The sequence below is a fragment of the Coleofasciculaceae cyanobacterium genome (assembly GCA_036703275.1).
Lineage (GTDB): Bacteria > Cyanobacteriota > Cyanobacteriia > Cyanobacteriales > Xenococcaceae > Waterburya.
Genome location: DATNPK010000070.1, coordinates 17381 through 33764, shown reverse-complemented (window position 1 = coordinate 33764; position 16384 = coordinate 17381). Strand labels below are relative to the sequence as shown.

General features: G+C 40.4%; 14 protein-coding genes. 7 read left to right on the top strand and 7 right to left on the bottom strand.

The window, feature by feature from the left end:
- Window positions 1–34 precede the first annotated feature (34 nt).
- Window positions 35–679, top strand: a complete 645-nt coding sequence (locus V6C71_12695; protein HEY9769331.1) for a HEAT repeat domain-containing protein — start codon at window positions 35–37, stop codon at window positions 677–679.
- 14 nt (window positions 680–693) lie between these two features.
- Here the strand turns inward: V6C71_12695 and V6C71_12690 are convergent, their stop codons facing one another.
- Window positions 694–1896 (bottom strand): FAD-dependent monooxygenase, encoded by a 1203-nt coding sequence (locus tag V6C71_12690; protein HEY9769330.1) that lies wholly within the window; start codon window positions 1894–1896, stop codon window positions 694–696.
- A 155-nt stretch (window positions 1897–2051) separates the two neighbouring features.
- Here V6C71_12690 and V6C71_12685 point away from each other — a divergent pair, with 155 nt between their 5' ends.
- From V6C71_12685 to V6C71_12675, 3 genes are all read left to right on the top strand, one after another.
- Entirely contained in the window at window positions 2052–2561 is a 510-nt protein-coding gene (locus V6C71_12685) for a hypothetical protein (GenBank protein HEY9769329.1), read from the top strand.
- 227 nt (window positions 2562–2788) lie between these two features.
- Window positions 2789–4699 (top strand): penicillin-binding protein 2, encoded by a 1911-nt coding sequence (locus V6C71_12680; GenBank protein HEY9769328.1) that lies wholly within the window; start codon window positions 2789–2791, stop codon window positions 4697–4699.
- Between the two features lie 79 nt (window positions 4700–4778).
- On the top strand, window positions 4779–5285 hold the full coding sequence (locus V6C71_12675) for a GNAT family N-acetyltransferase (GenBank protein ID HEY9769327.1): 507 nt from the start codon (window positions 4779–4781) through the stop codon (window positions 5283–5285).
- 50 nt (window positions 5286–5335) lie between these two features.
- On the opposite strand, the gene V6C71_12670 is transcribed toward V6C71_12675, so the two are convergent.
- Window positions 5336–6529: an RNA-guided endonuclease TnpB family protein gene (locus V6C71_12670; GenBank protein ID HEY9769326.1), complete on the bottom strand. Its 1194-nt coding sequence runs from the start codon at window positions 6527–6529 to the stop codon at window positions 5336–5338.
- 51 nt (window positions 6530–6580) lie between these two features.
- Here V6C71_12670 and tnpA point away from each other — a divergent pair, with 51 nt between their 5' ends.
- Window positions 6581–6982, top strand: a complete 402-nt coding sequence (tnpA, locus tag V6C71_12665; GenBank protein ID HEY9769325.1) for an IS200/IS605 family transposase — start codon at window positions 6581–6583, stop codon at window positions 6980–6982.
- A 52-nt stretch (window positions 6983–7034) separates the two neighbouring features.
- Here tnpA and V6C71_12660 read toward each other — a convergent pair whose 3' ends face one another.
- The 3 genes from V6C71_12660 to V6C71_12650 are packed head-to-tail and all read right to left on the bottom strand — an operon-like array spanning window position 7035 to window position 11721.
- Window positions 7035–7187, bottom strand: coding sequence for a hypothetical protein (locus V6C71_12660; protein ID HEY9769324.1), 153 nt, complete (start codon window positions 7185–7187; stop codon window positions 7035–7037).
- 8 nt (window positions 7188–7195) lie between these two features.
- On the bottom strand, window positions 7196–10318 hold the full coding sequence (locus tag V6C71_12655; GenBank protein ID HEY9769323.1) for a cyclic nucleotide-binding domain-containing protein: 3123 nt from the start codon (window positions 10316–10318) through the stop codon (window positions 7196–7198).
- The gene (locus tag V6C71_12650; GenBank protein ID HEY9769322.1) at window positions 10315–11721 is read right to left on the bottom strand and encodes an MFS transporter; all 1407 of its coding nucleotides are present in this window, start codon (window positions 11719–11721) and stop codon (window positions 10315–10317) included. Before V6C71_12650 ends, V6C71_12655 begins: the two co-directional genes overlap by 4 nt.
- A 349-nt stretch (window positions 11722–12070) precedes the next feature.
- On the opposite strand from V6C71_12650, the gene V6C71_12645 reads away from it, so the two are divergent.
- Both V6C71_12645 and V6C71_12640 read left to right on the top strand, forming a co-directional pair.
- On the top strand, window positions 12071–13258 hold the full coding sequence (locus V6C71_12645; GenBank protein ID HEY9769321.1) for a glycosyltransferase family 4 protein: 1188 nt from the start codon (window positions 12071–12073) through the stop codon (window positions 13256–13258).
- 97 nt (window positions 13259–13355) lie between these two features.
- Window positions 13356–13895, top strand: a complete 540-nt coding sequence (locus V6C71_12640) for an NADPH-dependent FMN reductase (GenBank protein ID HEY9769320.1) — start codon at window positions 13356–13358, stop codon at window positions 13893–13895.
- A gap of 183 nt (window positions 13896–14078) precedes the next feature.
- Here V6C71_12640 and V6C71_12635 read toward each other — a convergent pair whose 3' ends face one another.
- Window positions 14079–15464, bottom strand: coding sequence for a trypsin-like peptidase domain-containing protein (locus V6C71_12635; protein HEY9769319.1), 1386 nt, complete (start codon window positions 15462–15464; stop codon window positions 14079–14081).
- 108 nt (window positions 15465–15572) lie between these two features.
- Window positions 15573–16373 (bottom strand): serine protease, encoded by an 801-nt coding sequence (locus V6C71_12630; GenBank protein HEY9769318.1) that lies wholly within the window; start codon window positions 16371–16373, stop codon window positions 15573–15575.
- Between the last annotated feature and the right edge of the window lie 11 nt (window positions 16374–16384).

Genomic DNA, 16384 nt, shown 5'->3' with positions numbered 1-16384 from the left:
ATATTTCAGACGTTTAACCGGTTACAAATTGTCAATGTCCGATGTTCAAGAATTAATTGAGGCAGTAAACCAAGCCGACTCTGCCGATTTACTATTAAAAACTGTAGAAGATCTAGCAGAAGCCAGCGATCGAGATGCAATACCTACCTTAGTAGAGGTTTTAGGATTCAATAATCCTGGTGCTGCGGTAGCTGCGGTTGATGGTTTAATTAAAATTGGCGAACCTGTTGTTCCTTATTTGCTAGAGAACCTAGACAGCTACAACTACGGTGCAAGAGCCTGGGCTACGCGAGTATTTGCAGGTATTGGCGATCCTGCTGCTTTAGATTTGTTATTAAAAGCTGCGGTTTCGGACTTTTCTCAAAGTGTGCGGCGTGCAGCAGCCAAGGGATTAGGTAGTATTATCTGGTCTAAGCTACCAGTCGATGAAGTTGTCTCAGCACAGCAGAAAGTATTAAAAACTCTCTTACTGGCAACAGAAGACGGAGAATGGGTAGTTCGTTATGCTGCTATAGTTGGGCTGGAAGCATTAGGTAATACTTTAGTAGATACTCAGCCCCAATTATTGTCAGAAATTACGACTAGATTTCAAGAATTGATCGATCGTGAACCAGAAGCAGTTATTCAGGCTCGAATTAAATACGCGATGGACAATGGGCAGTCGATTGTAGACAATTAATCACTATTTTTGCTCTATACAATTAGGTGAACATCCGTCACACCCTGACGTAACTGCTTTTGTCTCCTTAACCATGATGCTCGAATGCCAGGACGAATAATGGGAGTAAAAGTTTTAGCACCCCAACGAACAAAAGCACTGTTATGTAATAATTCAGCTTGACCCATTTCTTGCGCCTGTAACTTTTGGATACGGACAATTTCAGGTTCTCTTTCCTGTTGAATTATAGGTAGTGCTGCATCAATTTGGCTTAAATTAAATTCTGTTTGACTCAATAACGGGACTAAATGGTTAACCGCCACGATCGCATCACGAAACGCCATATTTATACCCTGAGCGCGGATTGGCGACATTGGATGAACTGCATCTCCTAGCAAAAGTAGTCCAGGAATTGACCAGCGCTCGCAACGTCCCACAACTACAGATAAGTGCATGGGCTTAGTTAAACTGTCCTGATGATTTAAGATATGTTCGGCTAGCCCGGGAGGAGAAGTTGCCGCCAGTTTGGCTGCCCAGTCAAGCTCTTGAACAGCATAATTATCATCCGCGTGTAGTCCCCAACCAATATGTAGCTTACCTGATGAGCCTCTAAATAGACCAAATCCCTCTCTTCCTTGCAGAATTGAATAAAAAATATTCTGGGATGGCGATCGCGCCCCAGAATCGAGCTGAAACCACAAAATATCAACATTATTTTGCAACTTAGTCAAATTTATACCAGCTTTTTTTCTGATTACAGAATTACGCCCATCACCAGCTATTACGAGAGCGGCACTAATTTCTACTCCAGAACTTAATTTAACGCCGCAAACTCTTCCAGACTTGCGGACAAGATCTTGTACAGACTCACCTTGAATAAATTCAAACTGAGAATATGCCTCAGCTTGCTTAATAATCGCTTCTAATAAGTCAGGTTGAGAAACTGTCGTGCAGTGCCTTCCGTTAGTTTCTATCGGTTCATCAACCCGAAACAAACTTTGATTAGATAATAAAAACTCCCAGGCATCAATAGTCTGATGGGGAATATCTGTTAATAATTCCAGCAATCCCATTTGTTCTAAAGCATCTAACCCACTAGGCATTAATCCTTCTCCGCGAAACAACCGTTTAAAATCGCGAGATGCCTCAATCAGCTTTACTTTAATACCCCTTTGTACTAATAATAGTGCTGTTACTGCACCAGTAGGACCTGCTCCAACAATTACCACCTGCGCCATTGTTAAAATATTTATGCCAAATTAAATTTACTATTACCAAAACATTAAAGGAGAAAAAGCGATCGGGTTAATTTTTGCCGTCTCCTCTTATCATTTTTCCAAATATGAGTTAAAATTCGCCCAACGACTTCCTGATAAAATATGGAGATTATTAAATGTCTGCTCTTCGCCAGCCTGATTTTTATCCTAATTATTCTCCTCAAACACAACCAGAAAAAACTGGTAATCAACGTCAATTAGTTAGACAAACCCCAGCCAAACCAACAAAATTAGTCAAGCCTAAGAGTTTTTCGTCACCAAATACTCTATCTAATAATCTTAAAACACTCTCATTATTGCAACAGGGTTCGTTTGCTTTAGCCATAGTTTCTATGTCAGCTAGCATTGGTCTTTATATATCTACGGTGCATATTCCTAAGATTTGGAGTCAAGAATATCGGCATCTAGAAAACTTACAACGTCAAGAGCGTCAGTTAATAGCATTCAACGAGACTATAAAATATCAACTTGCTCAAGAAGCTAGCCAAGATAAGCATTTATCTGTATCAAAACCAGAATCAGCAGTATTTATTCCTCCTGCAAAAATTGGAGTCAAAAACAAGTCCAATATTAGCAAAAACCAAGCAGAAATAGTCGAGCTGGAGCTTAATAGTTTGGGATATTAAGCTTCAGCAATTTGACCATCTTAGCTATTATTTGTAACCATCAATAAGGTGTCTTTTTAACGGACATATAAGTTAAGTTCGTTTAAGTTAAATTGAAAATATGTTTGATTTTGGCAATATTATGTTTGCTAAAAATCATTTATTTAAAAGATATGCGCTAAATTTGCTTTTATGTCTAAAATAGCCAGTAGCTAGTTTTCCAAGTCGGATAGCTTAAAGCTTAATTTATGTCCAAATCTAGGTTTCAACTTCTCAGATTGCCTAACCGCAATTCGATCCAACCAACTCAGAGCAAGCGGCCGTATAATCGCCATACTGTTAATCATGCTTCTGAGAATCATCGCCAAAGAAAACCTATATTCAAGCTGTTTTTGGTATGGGGCATATTAGTTATCGGTGCTCTGGGTTTAGGCTCAAGACTTTACTATCTCCAAATTGTCGATCCTGTGATTGTATATGAACAAGCTCCACAGGGGAAAAGATTAACCCAGATAGCTCAAGATCAGCAAACCACTAGGCTAAATTTCTATATTCCTCGCCGTCAGATTGTTGACCGTCAACAAAATGTTTTAGCCACAGATCGAATTACCTATACTCTCTACGTTCATCCTCATTTATTCAAACGAAATTCGCAGCCAGTACCAGCCGAAGAAATCGCCGAAAAGCTGTCAGAAATCTTAGGCAATAAAACCCCTGAAGAATTATTACAAATTTTTGCTCAACAAGATTGGGGTATTCTTTTGGCGGAAGATTTACCTGAATCTGTCCAAGAAAAAATCACGGCACTACAAATTGACGGTTTAGATCTCAAGCAAAACTACACCCGTTTCTACCCTCATCAAAAAATGGCAGCAGAAGTGACAGGGTATGTTAATCGTGATAGCAGTCGTGTTCCTCAGGCTGGAGTTGAGTATACTCAAAACAAACTCCTCGAACGCCAGCCAATTAGCTGGAAAATGAAGCGCAGCTTTGAGCGAGAAGAAGCCATATTTCATCCAGGTGATTTAGATCGATCGCAACAGCTATTTAACTTTGACGATCTACGGTTACAGTTGACCATCGATCTGCGTTTACAACAAATTGCCCGTAATGCCTTAAAGCAGCAGATGGACAAGTATCAGGCGAAACAGGGTACTGTGATTGTCATGGATGTTCGCGATGGCGCGATCGCTGCTTTGGTATCCGAGCCGACTTACGATCCCAACACCTACTATGAAACTACTGATTTTCGACTGTTTAAAAATTGGGCAATTACGGATCTTTACGAGCCTGGTTCTACTTTTAAGCCAATTAATATTGCTCTTGCTTTAGATGCGGGCGTTATTTCGCCCCAGGATACTTTTGATGATACGGGAGAAATTCAGATCGAAGATGCTTTGGTGCGTAACCATGATTTTGAAAAAAAAGGGGCGCGAGGAGAATTAACTTTGTCAGAAATTCTCCAGTACTCTAGTAACGTGGGGATGATTAAGATCATGCGTCGGATGAAACCTCTCGACTACTATCAAGATCTACAGAAATTGGGCATTGAGGATGAGGTGGAATTTGATATCCCAGGATATACTACGGGTAGATTAAAAAACGAAGTAGAATTTACCGTTAGGGAAATTGAACCTGCCACCACAGCCTTTGGTCAAGGTTTTTCTTTAACACCCCTCAAGCTAATTCAACTTCATGCAGCATTAGCCAACAAAGGTAAATTAATTACGCCTCATGTAGTTAGGGGTTTGTCAGATTATCAAGGCTATCTCCACTATTTTCAGCCCTCCAATAGTAAGCAAATATTTTCTCCTGAAACTGCCAGTACTGTTTTAGAAATGATGGAAACGGTAGTTGAAGAAGGTAGTGGTTATGCAGCCAAAATTCCAGGCTACAGAATTGCTGGAAAAACAGGAACTTCTCAAAAGGCGGTTAATCAAGGTGGATATGATGAAACAGCTAAGATGACCAGCTTTGTCGCTTTATTTCCAGTTGAAGCTCCTCGTTATGCAGTTTTAGCCGTAGTTGATGAACCTCATGGAGAATATACTTATGGCTCTACCGTTGCTGCACCGATAGTAGGCTCAGTCATTCAAGGCATAATTAATCTTGAAGGAATACCACCTAGTAGCAAAATAGATACTAACGAGGTTAATTAATCGTGTGGCTAATTAATTTTCAAAGTATAATTGCTATCTGTTGTTAATATTGGCTTTACTCTATATTGAGTGACTATTGATGAAGATCATCGAGACTTCTAGATTAACCCTTAGATACATTACCATTAGGGATCGAGAAGCTTTGATACCAATTTTGAGTGATGCTGAAGTGATGCGATATTCCATTATTGGAGTACATAATCGCCAGCAAATTAGGCAGTTTATCGAACAGAGATTGCTATCTTATCTTGAACCTGGGTTTGGTTTATATGCTTTAATTCATAAGCAAACTCAGGAGTTGATTGGCTACTGCGGTTTTTTTATTCAATCGGTGGAGCAGCAGCAAGAAGTAGAAATTGGCTATCGTTTGGCAAAAAAATATTGGGGACAGGGATTGGCTACCGAAGCAGCTAAAGCAGTCTTAGAATATGGTCAGCAAAGATTTAATTTTCAACGTTTTATCTGTTTAATCGATCCTGAAAATATTCGGTCGGTTAAAGTAGCTAAAAAGTTAGGCATGAAGCTAGAAAAAAAGCTAATTTATCATGGCTTAAATGTAGAAATGTATAGTTTAAACTCTGAGTAACATTTATCATTGACATCCTCCCCCGATTGAAAATACGGGGGATTCCAAATCTAGAATAGTTTCAATTGAACTATATCTAATTTACGAGTTGACGTTTCGTTGCAACTTGCCGACAAGTCGGTCTTACTGTGGCTCACCGTCCGTTTTGTGTCGTGGATATGCCCTACCCCGACATTATTTATAACTTTAGCTGCATTAATATCGCGACAATGTGATACCTTGCATCCTGAGCAAACCACCTCCCGCACAGACAAATTCAACTTGCCCCATTTGTATCCGCAGCTAGAACAAACTTGAGATGTAGGTTGCCACCTATCTATTACCCGCACTTCTCTATCTTGGTATTGATTAGCTTTTGCCTGGCACATAGTCCGAAACATACTCCAACCCTGTTGGGATATAACACGAGCCAATCTTCGGTTTTTAACCATATTAGAGACAGCCAAGTCCTCTAAAACTACTAACTTGTTGTCCCGTACCAAACGAGTAGATAGTTTGTGCAAAAAGTCTTTTCTTGTATCAGCTAATTTTGCATGAAGTTGAGCTAGTTTGAGCCTGACTTTATCTCTTCTGTTGCTACCTTTGATACATCTAGCTAGTTGCTTTTGGGTGCATCTAATCTTACGGTCTAGCTGTTTGAGACACGGTGCATATATTTTTTCTCCATTACTCAATGCAGCAAATATCTTGATGCCCAAATCAGCCCCAATTGATTCTTTTGGCGTGGGCTTGGATATCAGTTCAATCTCAACTACAAAGCTTAGGAAATAACGATTAGCGCAGTCTTTAATAACTGTTACAGAGGATGGCGGTGATGGTAATTCTCTAGACCATTTGGTTTTAAGCTGTCCTATTTTGGCTAAATATACTGAATCGCCTTTGATAGAAAAAACGCCTTTTGTAAATCTCGCACTTTGCTTGTTACTGCGTTTTTTAAATTTAGGATAGCCTATTTTTCTGTTCTTATTTAAACCAGAAAAGAAGTTTTTGAATGCTACTCCTAAATCGTTAATTGATTGCTGCAACGGTATAGCCGAAACATCTTTTAGCCATGCCCTATCTTGGGTTTTCTTGGCTAACGTGATAAACAGCTTTTGTAGTGCTGAGGTCTTAGGTAGTTTGCTACTCATACGACACAAAGCTAGAGAATCATTCCAAACCGTCCGCACACAACCAAACAACCGAGCCAATGCTCGTTGCTGCGGTGAGGTAGGGTAAATTCTGTATGCGTATCTAACTTTCATACTTTAATGATCCCATATTTGTAGAAGAGAATATGGTATCTACAGAAGGAAATGAGTGAATATCGCCACTATAATCACGCACTGGGAAGATGTACGGTTCATTTGGTTTGGATTCCTTGCCGTAGGAAAAGAATATTTACGGCTAAAAATGAAGCTATCAAATCTAGATGTATTGATTTATTTAATAGCGTGGCTAAAGATAAACAATGGATAATTAAAGCCTTAGAAGTAGCACCCGATCATGTGCATCTACTAGTAGAATACGATCCAAAACATTCAATCTCTCAAGTAGTCAAAGCTTTCAAAGGCAGATCGTCGCGATATCTAAGAAAAGAATTTCCCGTATTGATGAAGCTTCCTAGCCTTTGGACTCACTCTTATATGTTCGATACAACAGGCAAGGTTAGCACCGCTAAAATAACAGAATATATCAACGATCCTCATCACGGATAATATTTTACTGCCAAATAAATTTGGCTCGACAGATACTCTATCTGTCGCTCGCTTATATCCGTGTGACTAAAGTCACACGGATATAAGCTCCTTTCCGTAAATCTAGAAGAGCGATCGCCATAAAATGTTGCCATAAAATGTCGCTCAGTCCAGAGGCATTATACACGTAGGTAATAATGAAGCTAATAGCTAAAAATAGTCTCATTCTCAGAATCAACAGGGTCTTTTCGCAGACATATATTTATCAGTTTCCCGTAATCTCTGACTTAAAAATCGACAGATTTCTAAAATAATATGAGGGCGTTGAGTAATCAGGCTAATAAAACGTTTCTTTTCTAGACAGAATAATACAGTGTCTTCAATTGCGATCGCACTATCCCAACGAGGAGCTTCATCAAACAGGGCAATCTCGCCAAAATACTGTCCTGTAATCAACTGTTTAATCTCTTGTGGTTCGCCATCAAGCTCTTTGACAATTTGTACTTTGCCTGTGGCAATAATATATAGATGCCCGCCCCAACTTCCTTCTGTGTAGATAGTTTCTCCAGCTAGCACTTGTCTTTGTTCTAAAGCCTGGTCGATTGGAAATAGTTCATCAAGAGTTAAATTTTTAAATAAAGCAACGTTGCGTAGTAAAAGTAATCGATTCATAGAAGTGCTAACGGAACAGCTAAGCGGCTGTACAGGAATAATTTCTGGTGCAACTGATTGTACGATGGGATGAGGATCTTTGATTAGAGCCTTAGGTACAGTCGCCAGGGCTAAAGACGCGCCAGTTCTAATCCAGCGATCGCTCGAATTTAACGCCTCTAAAAGTATTTTATAGCCTTTATTTTGCAGCCATTGAGGAGTAGGCTCTATCTTGGTTTGGGGTTGTTGTTCTGATACTGTCTGTTCTAGTAAAGGCATCAGGGGTTGAACAAAGCGACGATGATTGATTGAAGCGAGAACCTCCACTGCATTAGCTAAATCACGGCGATCGCCAGTTGCTAAAATACGTTTGACTAAGTTAACGGTGCGGGAATATCCCAAACAAGACAAAATATACAACACCTTTTGCAATAACCGCTGCTGATAATCTTCAATTGCCACTGCCAATAATCGCCAGCTAGGATCTTGTCTTGGTATCTGTTGTTGCCACTTACGAACCAGGTTAAACTGTCTAAATTCTGGGGTAAGGTGCTTGAAGAGAATTTCGTTAGCTTGTTTGCTTTTAAACAGCGCGATCGCGGCGATCGCTGTATTAACTACATTAGGATCTTCTGAGGTTAAATGTCCTTGAGCTATAGTTAAGCCTAATTTACCATAAGCGGATATAGTACTGGCTACCTGTTGCCGCACTCGTACATCATCATCATCAAATCCTTTAGTAACTTGCTGCAAAGCTTCAGAGCAATGGGTAATCTCTAATATTTTGAACGCGCCAACCCGAACTGCTGGATCGTGATGTTCAATTTCAGCCGCAGCAATTTTCGCTAAATTATGGTCTTGAGGAGAAGCCAGATTGACCAAAGCATTAAGTGCTTCTTGCTTTGCTTCGGGGCTAGCTTGGGGTAGTAAATATTCAATCAGAGTAATAAATTCTGGGTTTTTACTATGGCGCACAACTGAGGCGATCGCTTTTGCTGTAGTGTCGGTTAATTCTAACTGCCAAAACTGTTCGGCAATGCTGGAATCTAATACTTCGGCTGAGGTGGCTTGAAATGTAGCAACTAAACCCAACGCCTTTACTTCTTGGTTACTATCGGCAATCAAAACTTGGAGGTGGTCTGGCTCAAAAGTATATTGATTGGCAATTAAAACTTCAAGCGCAGCTGCCCTTACTGTAGAATTGGTATCACTTAATAAATTGGCAAACTGCTGTAGAGTTGCGCGATCGCTGCTTCTAAACAACTTTAAAATTCCCTCACGCACGGAACTATCTGCTTCGGGTAATAAAGCCTTAACTTCGTTAAAAAACTGACTCGGATTGCCAACATTAGCAGCCAATTCTAAACCCTTAATTTGGGTAAAGCGATCGCTATCAATTAAAAATTCTCGGATCGCCTTGCTGGACTGAGAAGGTAGCTGAGTACTTTTCAAGTCTAAATCATCCAGATTAATTGTATCAGCGCGAATCATCTCTTCTAAACCTTGGGTATAAAACCTGCCCATCGGTAAGCGTACTAGCAGCAGCACTACGGTTAAGGCAATTGCCAATAAGGTAATTTGTGGCAGGCTGAGATAAAGATGGCACAGCCACAACACTATTCCTGCCAAAGTTAGTCCCAAAGAATAGATCAAGCCATCGCTTAAGGCTCTAATTCTGCCCACATATTGATGAGGAATGCCGTTGTAGTTTAACTGATGAACGGGGAGGTTAATCGACTTATACAGTGCGTCTGCGTTGATTTGCAAACCAATAGCTGCGGGTAGTTGGAAATTGAGTAATAGTCCGACCAAGCTTAAAAGAGTGGTCACAGGATAGACTGCGTTCAGCCTCGCTACCCCTACCCATTTGAGTAGTGGGCGAGTAATCCCGTAGAGAAACATCACCTGGATCAAAGAGATCACCATCCGCATCAGTCCCAAGAAACTTGTTAGTTCAGATTCATTAAAGCGCTGTCCATAAATATTAAACCAAAGGAACTCGGAGCAAATATAAATTATTACTAGTAAAAAGCTGCTGGTCGCTAAAAATAACACCAGAGGATAGCGTTTCCCCAAATCGAGCAGAGTTTTTCCAGATTCTCTGATGCTAAAATTAGTTTTTTGAACTGAGATTTCGAGACGACGCTGAGAACTTTCCAAATAAACCAGTTGTCCAAAGGCGATCGCCATTAATAAAGGCAAACTCCATAATAACTCTCGACTAGGAAAATAATGGGACAGTAGAATCGTTGCCCCACCGCCTACCAAAGTTCCCACCGCCTGAGCAATGCCGATTAAGGGAGCGTATTGCTTGTATTCTATAGTGGTGAAATAGTCCGTCAGTAGCCCAGGATAAAGCAGGTTATTATTAAAATCCCACTGAAAAAAAATTACAATCAGCAACACATAATAAACCCAGACTACATCTAAATTGACTAGTAGCCTTAACCCCAGCATCGCTAACATGGACACCAACATTACATAGCGAAACATTTGAGGACGACTATAGCGATCGGCAATCTGAGAAAAAAGACCATAAACAGGCAGAGAACATAACCCAATCAAGATGAAGGCTATGGGCAGTTTTCCTGCACCCACCTGAGTGACAAACAAAGAATTGGCGATCGCCATGGCGATAACGTTATAAGTCAACACCGTTACGGCTAACAGTGCCAGTTGCGGTAAGCGACCAAGTTGATTAATCATGATACTTTTTGCTCACCTGCTTTAGTTTCTGTCAGTTTAGAAGTCTCATTTTCTCTAGTTGCCATCTCTGTGTTCAAATTACTGCTAGAGGTCTGAATAAATAAAGTCAAGCCTGCGGCAATAATTAGGCATACTCCCCCCATCACTACCCCCAACAGACGATCTTCATGGAGTAAATGCTGCATAATCCAGCCAAAACCCAAAGAGGCGACGATTTCTGGTAGCACTACAAAAAAATTAAATATTCCCTGATAAATTCCCCTTCGTTGCGGCGGAATTGAATCGCTTAACATAGCGTAAGGCATAATTAGCGAGCTTGTCCAAGCTATGCCTAATCCCACCATTGCCAGGAGCAAAATATATTGATTGCTAATTCTTAACAATGAAACTAAACTGATCCCACCACAGAGTAAACATAGACTATGAGTTGTGGGACCACCCAAGTATTGAGCAATACGCGGTAGCACAAGTGAAAAACCAATGCAAACAGCATTGTAAACAGCAAAACAAATTCCTGCCCATTCTATACCGTCGCTATAGAGTACTGAATTTTGATTAGTTGCCCCAAAAATATTACGCGCCACCGCGGGAGGAAAATAAAGAATAAAGCAAAATATTCCCAACCAGGTAAAAAACTGTACCCTAGCTAACTGCTGCATTATCTGAGGCATTTGTCCTAGAGTTTGCCAAGACTCTTTTAGGCTGCTAACAATACCGCCCCGATCGGCCTTTAGCTGCTTAAACTGAGCCAAATTTACAGGTGGAGATTCGGGAGTGGTCACGATTGTCCACAATACAGTACCTAAAAATAATATCCCGCCAACATAAAAAGACACTTCTACCGTCAGGGGGATCTTATGCACCGCATCGCCAACATTGCTGACGTGGAAAATATTATTCAAGATCCAAGGCAAAGCCGAAGCGAAAACCGCACCCAAACCTAGCATAATGCTTTGCATTGCAAAACCCTTCGTTAGTTGCTCCTTAGGTAATAAATCTCCTACGAAAGCGCGAAACGGTACCATGCTGATATTGGCACTAGTGTCTAAAATCCAGAGTAACCCTGCTGCCATCCACAGACTAGAAGAGCAAGGCATCAACACCAAGGCAATAAATGCTAGAATTGCCCCTGCTAAAAAATAAGGCCGTCTTCTACCCAAAAAATTCCAGGTATAGTCACTTAAATTGCCGATGATTGGCTGTACCAATAAACCAGTCAAAGGTGCAGCTAACCAAAGAATTGGTAATTGAGCGGCATCTGCTCCTAAATGCTCGAAAATAGCACTCATATTGGCCATCTGTAGTCCCCAGCCAAACTGAATACCCAAAAAGCCCAAATTCATATTCCAAAGTTCACGAAAATTGAATAAAGATTTGGCAGTAGATTGTGGGGTGATTGACATAAAAAGAGAATTGAATAGACACTGAGGCAACTTTGAAAGCTTAGTAATAATGTGAACTTAGTGCAACCTTATTGATAACTAATAACTAATAACTAATAACTAATAGCTCGTTTTATAAATAATGTCCTAATCTATAGTTCACTTGCCATGGTTGTGAAACGATCGCATTTATCTCGCTCGAGCTGGAAATAAGCTAAGTCCACCGCTTTACTGGACAGTTGTGTATTATTAGCAAATAATTAAGCCAAAATAAAAAGAAATTTAAAGTAAATTTTAAAACCTGCTATAAAGTCATAAGTTAGGTAGAGTTATAGCTGTCAATAAGGCGATCGAGTGAGGATTCAAAAAGATGAAAATTTTAGCACTAGCTTGGGAATTCCCACCTCGTATAGTTGGAGGAATCGCTCGCCACGTAGCGGAATTATACCCAGAAATAGTCAAACTAGGATACGAAGTTCATCTGCTCACCGTCGAATTTGGTTCTGCCCCGAAATATGAAATAGTAGAAGGGATTCATCTCTATCGTTGTTCTGTTGCCCATGGCAATGATTTTTTTCACTGGGTAGCTAATATGAATGATAGTATGGGTAGCCTCGGCGGAGAACTGCTGCAAAAGCATGGCGACTTTGATTTGATTCATGCTCATGATTGGCTAGTAGGAGATGCTGCGATCGCCCTCAAGCACTGCTTTAAACTTCCTATAGCTGCGACTATTCATGCCACCGAATATGGTCGCTATAACGGAATACACAACACGAGTCAACAATATATTAATGGCAAAGAAAAGTTATTAGCTCACGAAGCCTGGAGAGTAATTGTCTGTAGTCAATATATGCACGACGAAATTCAGCGTGTTTTTCAATCTCCGATAAATAAGATTGATGTGATTTATAACGGTATTCGTCCTGAAAAAAAACACCACAGTAACAACTTTGATCGGGTCAAATTTCGCCGTCGCTTTGCCAATGATAAAGAAAAAATTATTTACTATGTAGGGCGCATGACTTACGAAAAAGGAGTTTCGGTTTTGCTTAATGCAGCTCCAATGGTACTACAAGAAATGGGGGGTAATGTTAAATTTGTCATTATTGGTGGAGGCAATACTGGCTATCTCAAACATCAGGCGAGTATGCTTAATATCTGGCAACAATGCTACTTTACAGGCTTTATGTCCGATGCCGATTTGGATAAGTTTCAGACCATTGCCGACTGTGCGGTTTTTCCTAGTTTATACGAACCTTTTGGCATAGTTGCCTTAGAAAGCTTTGCTGCTCGTGTTCCCGTGGTTGTATCTGATACGGGCGGACTTCCAGAAGTAGTGCAACATAACCATACAGGTATTGTGACTCGTACCAACGATCCTTATTCTTTGACTTGGGGAATTTTGGAAGTGTTAAAAAACCCCAAACGTTCTCAACAGTTAGTTAATAATGCCTACAAGTCCATAGCCGAAAATTTTAACTGGGATGATCTGGCTAAACAAACGATCGCCGTTTATGGTCAAATTGCTTTCGAGCGATCGCGCATTACCTGGTAATAACTGAATAACGATCGCTGATTTGGCAATAAACCAAAAAATTTGTTAGCTTATACGTAATCGTAATGAGTATGAGTTGATCAAAGAGGAATAATAAATGGTCAAAGTTGTTGGTATCTTAGGCAGTCTTCGCACTGATTCTTACAGTGCTTTAGCGTTACAGCAAGCACTAGATAGAGTTCAAGCACTGGGTGCAGAAGCAGAAATGCTCGATCTCAAAGAAATGAAGTTACCTTTTTGTGATGGCGGTAGTGAATATCCTGACTATCCTGATGTAGAGTTATTGCGGTCAAAAGTGAAGGCTGCGGATGGTCTAATTTTGGCAACTCCTGAGTATCATGGTAGCGTTAGCGGGGTGCTAAAAAATGCTTTGGATTTGATGAGCTTTGAGCATCTATCGGACAAAGTAACAGGATTGATTAGTGTTTTAGGTGGACAGCCTAATAGCAATGCTCTCAACGATTTGAGGATTATCGTGCGTTGGGTACATGGTTGGGTAATTCCCGAACAAATTGCGATCGGACAAGCATGGCAGGCTTTTGACCCCGAAGGAAAATTAAAAGATGAAAAACTAGCCCAAAGATTTGATAGTTTTGCTCAAAGCTTGGTAGAGAATTCGGTTAAATTGAAAAATTAAATTATCTAGAGTGCGATCGCGCAATATACTACAGTAAGTCAGAAGTCAGGGACAAGGCAGTGCCTTGTACGAGTCTTTATCAATCCGATTTACTGTTACTAATAGTAAATATTAAACTATGTTTAACCTATGTTTAATTTTGGCGATCGCCTTAAGCAGGAATACACCTAACCTTAGATAACCTTATTGAGAATTTTGCAGAGCTTGCTGAGCTTTATTCAGACCATCAATCGCCACGTTGTAGCTTTCGGTATCTCCATCCTGCATAAAAATTTCTGAGGCTTTTTTAAAATCAGCACTTGCTGCTTCAAAGTCTCTACGGGAATATAAAATTGCGCCACGGTTATGGTATGGCTTGCCATAGTCTGGAGCAATGCGAATGGCACGATTATAATCAGCTAATGCTCCTGTTAAATCATTTAGCTCCTCTTTGATTAGTCCTCGGTTTAAATATGACCAGGGATCTGTGGGATTAATTTGAATCGAGCTATTGTAATCTGATAAAGCCTGGGGTTTATTTCCCTGACGGTAGTGAGCTAATCCGCGACTAAAATATGCCAAAGCGAAATTAGGATTATTCTTAATTGCCCGATCGTAATTAGCGATCGCTGCAGCCATGTCTCGTTCAGTATAATCAATTAAGCCCTGATAATATACTGCTAGTACGTTGTTCGGATTTTTGTCGGCTGCTTCAATTAGATAATCATTTGCCCTGGTAATATCTCCTTTGGCAAGTAGTTCAATCCCCTCAACGTAGTCCTTGGTTGCCTCACCATCTATATCGCTATCTTCTGACTCTGGCTGAGCGCCATCGACAATTAAAGCCGACTCACTCAAACCTATATTCTTTAAAGATTCGGTAAAGTTCTGAGTCGGTATCGCTGCATTAAATCCTGTTTTCAGAGATTCAGGAATACTAGAAGATTCATTTTTAACGCTGCCGATTACGTCCCCTTGACCATGAATTCCCACCAGATGACCGTTGGTATCAAACACCGCACCGCCACTCATTCCCCGACGAGTCAGAGCCTGATAACGCATAGAATAGCCTTCAGAGGCAGCTTCACGAATGCTAGTAATTGTGCCAGTCGTAAACTCCCAGTGACGCTCTTGGTTAACTTCGGCAGTTAAAGGATAACCAGAGACAAAAATAGAAGCACCTGGGGTAGCATATTCAGAATTACCGATGGTTACAACCGAATAAGGATTAGTACTTTTAAAAGTAATGTAAGCCAAATCCAAGCCGTTTTGAGCCAGGGGTTTAACGTTAATTACTTTATGCTGTTGATTGTCAGGAGTATTGACTAAATAGCCGATATTAACGTTTTTGACTACGTGATTTGCCGTTAAAACTGTATAAATATTATTTTCTCGGGCAACAATTACTCCTGAACCTCCTGGAATACCAAGATTATTTTCAACTTTGACCGTAACGGTTTCAGCGATCGCAGCTATCTCCGTGGGACTTTTAGCGATCGCCCTTGAAGGAGTAATAATTATAGCTACTGCTACTGTACCTGTAATTGCAGTAGCCAGATAAGCATTGAGTAATCGATGATTAATCAGCATTTTATCAGTGAGATTTGGTATAGGTTAATTTGCGTGATGTTTGAAATGGCTTTTAGCTTTAAATAACTTTTATTGTCATGTTTATTTTTGAAATTAGACCTTAAATAACTAATTAAATAACTCGGAATAATTACCGATTGGAATTCCCCAGCTAGATTTAACCATTTGTTCCAGCTGTTCTGCTGGGGGTTCACTACCGTCTTCAAAAATATAAACTCCAAAACCAGGATCGCGATACTTGCCCCGTCCATGAATTGCCACCAACAATCCCTCGGCATTAAAAACTGGACTACCGCTCATGCCCATTTCTGTATCATTGGTATAGCCTAGCTGATAGCCTTGGGGGAAGGATTTAACAGGGATTATGGATACTTTTCCCTGGGTGAAACGGAATGCTTTATTACCTAAATCTAAGCTATTGGACTGAGCAATTTCTAGAGGAAACCCGGCAGCATAAACTGTATCTCCGATCTGAGGCATGGTTGTTTCTAGTTGGGCAGCAAAATATTCAATTTCACTATAAAATTGCAGCACGGCCAAATCTGCATTTGCGACTTGTTGAGGTGCTTCGACTAACTGATGCTGCTCATTATCGACAGTCAAAATTATGGGATTACTAGAATCTACTACGTGCCAATTGGTTAAAACTGAATAGATATTACCATTGCGATTGATAATTACCCCCGATCCAGCAGAATCGGCTTTGACAACTCGAACCGTAGCTGATTGAGATCGTTGATAAATTTCGCTGTGGCGACTAGCTTCAGGTAAAACATTAACAGTCGGCACTGACTGTGCTGATGTTGGAGCATGAGAATACCAGTTCAGATCCCTCGCCCAAAAGGCGATCGCTATTAGGCAAAACAAGCCGAGTTTAAGCAAAAATGAGCCAAGATTGCCGTCTTTCATAAGCAAGAACC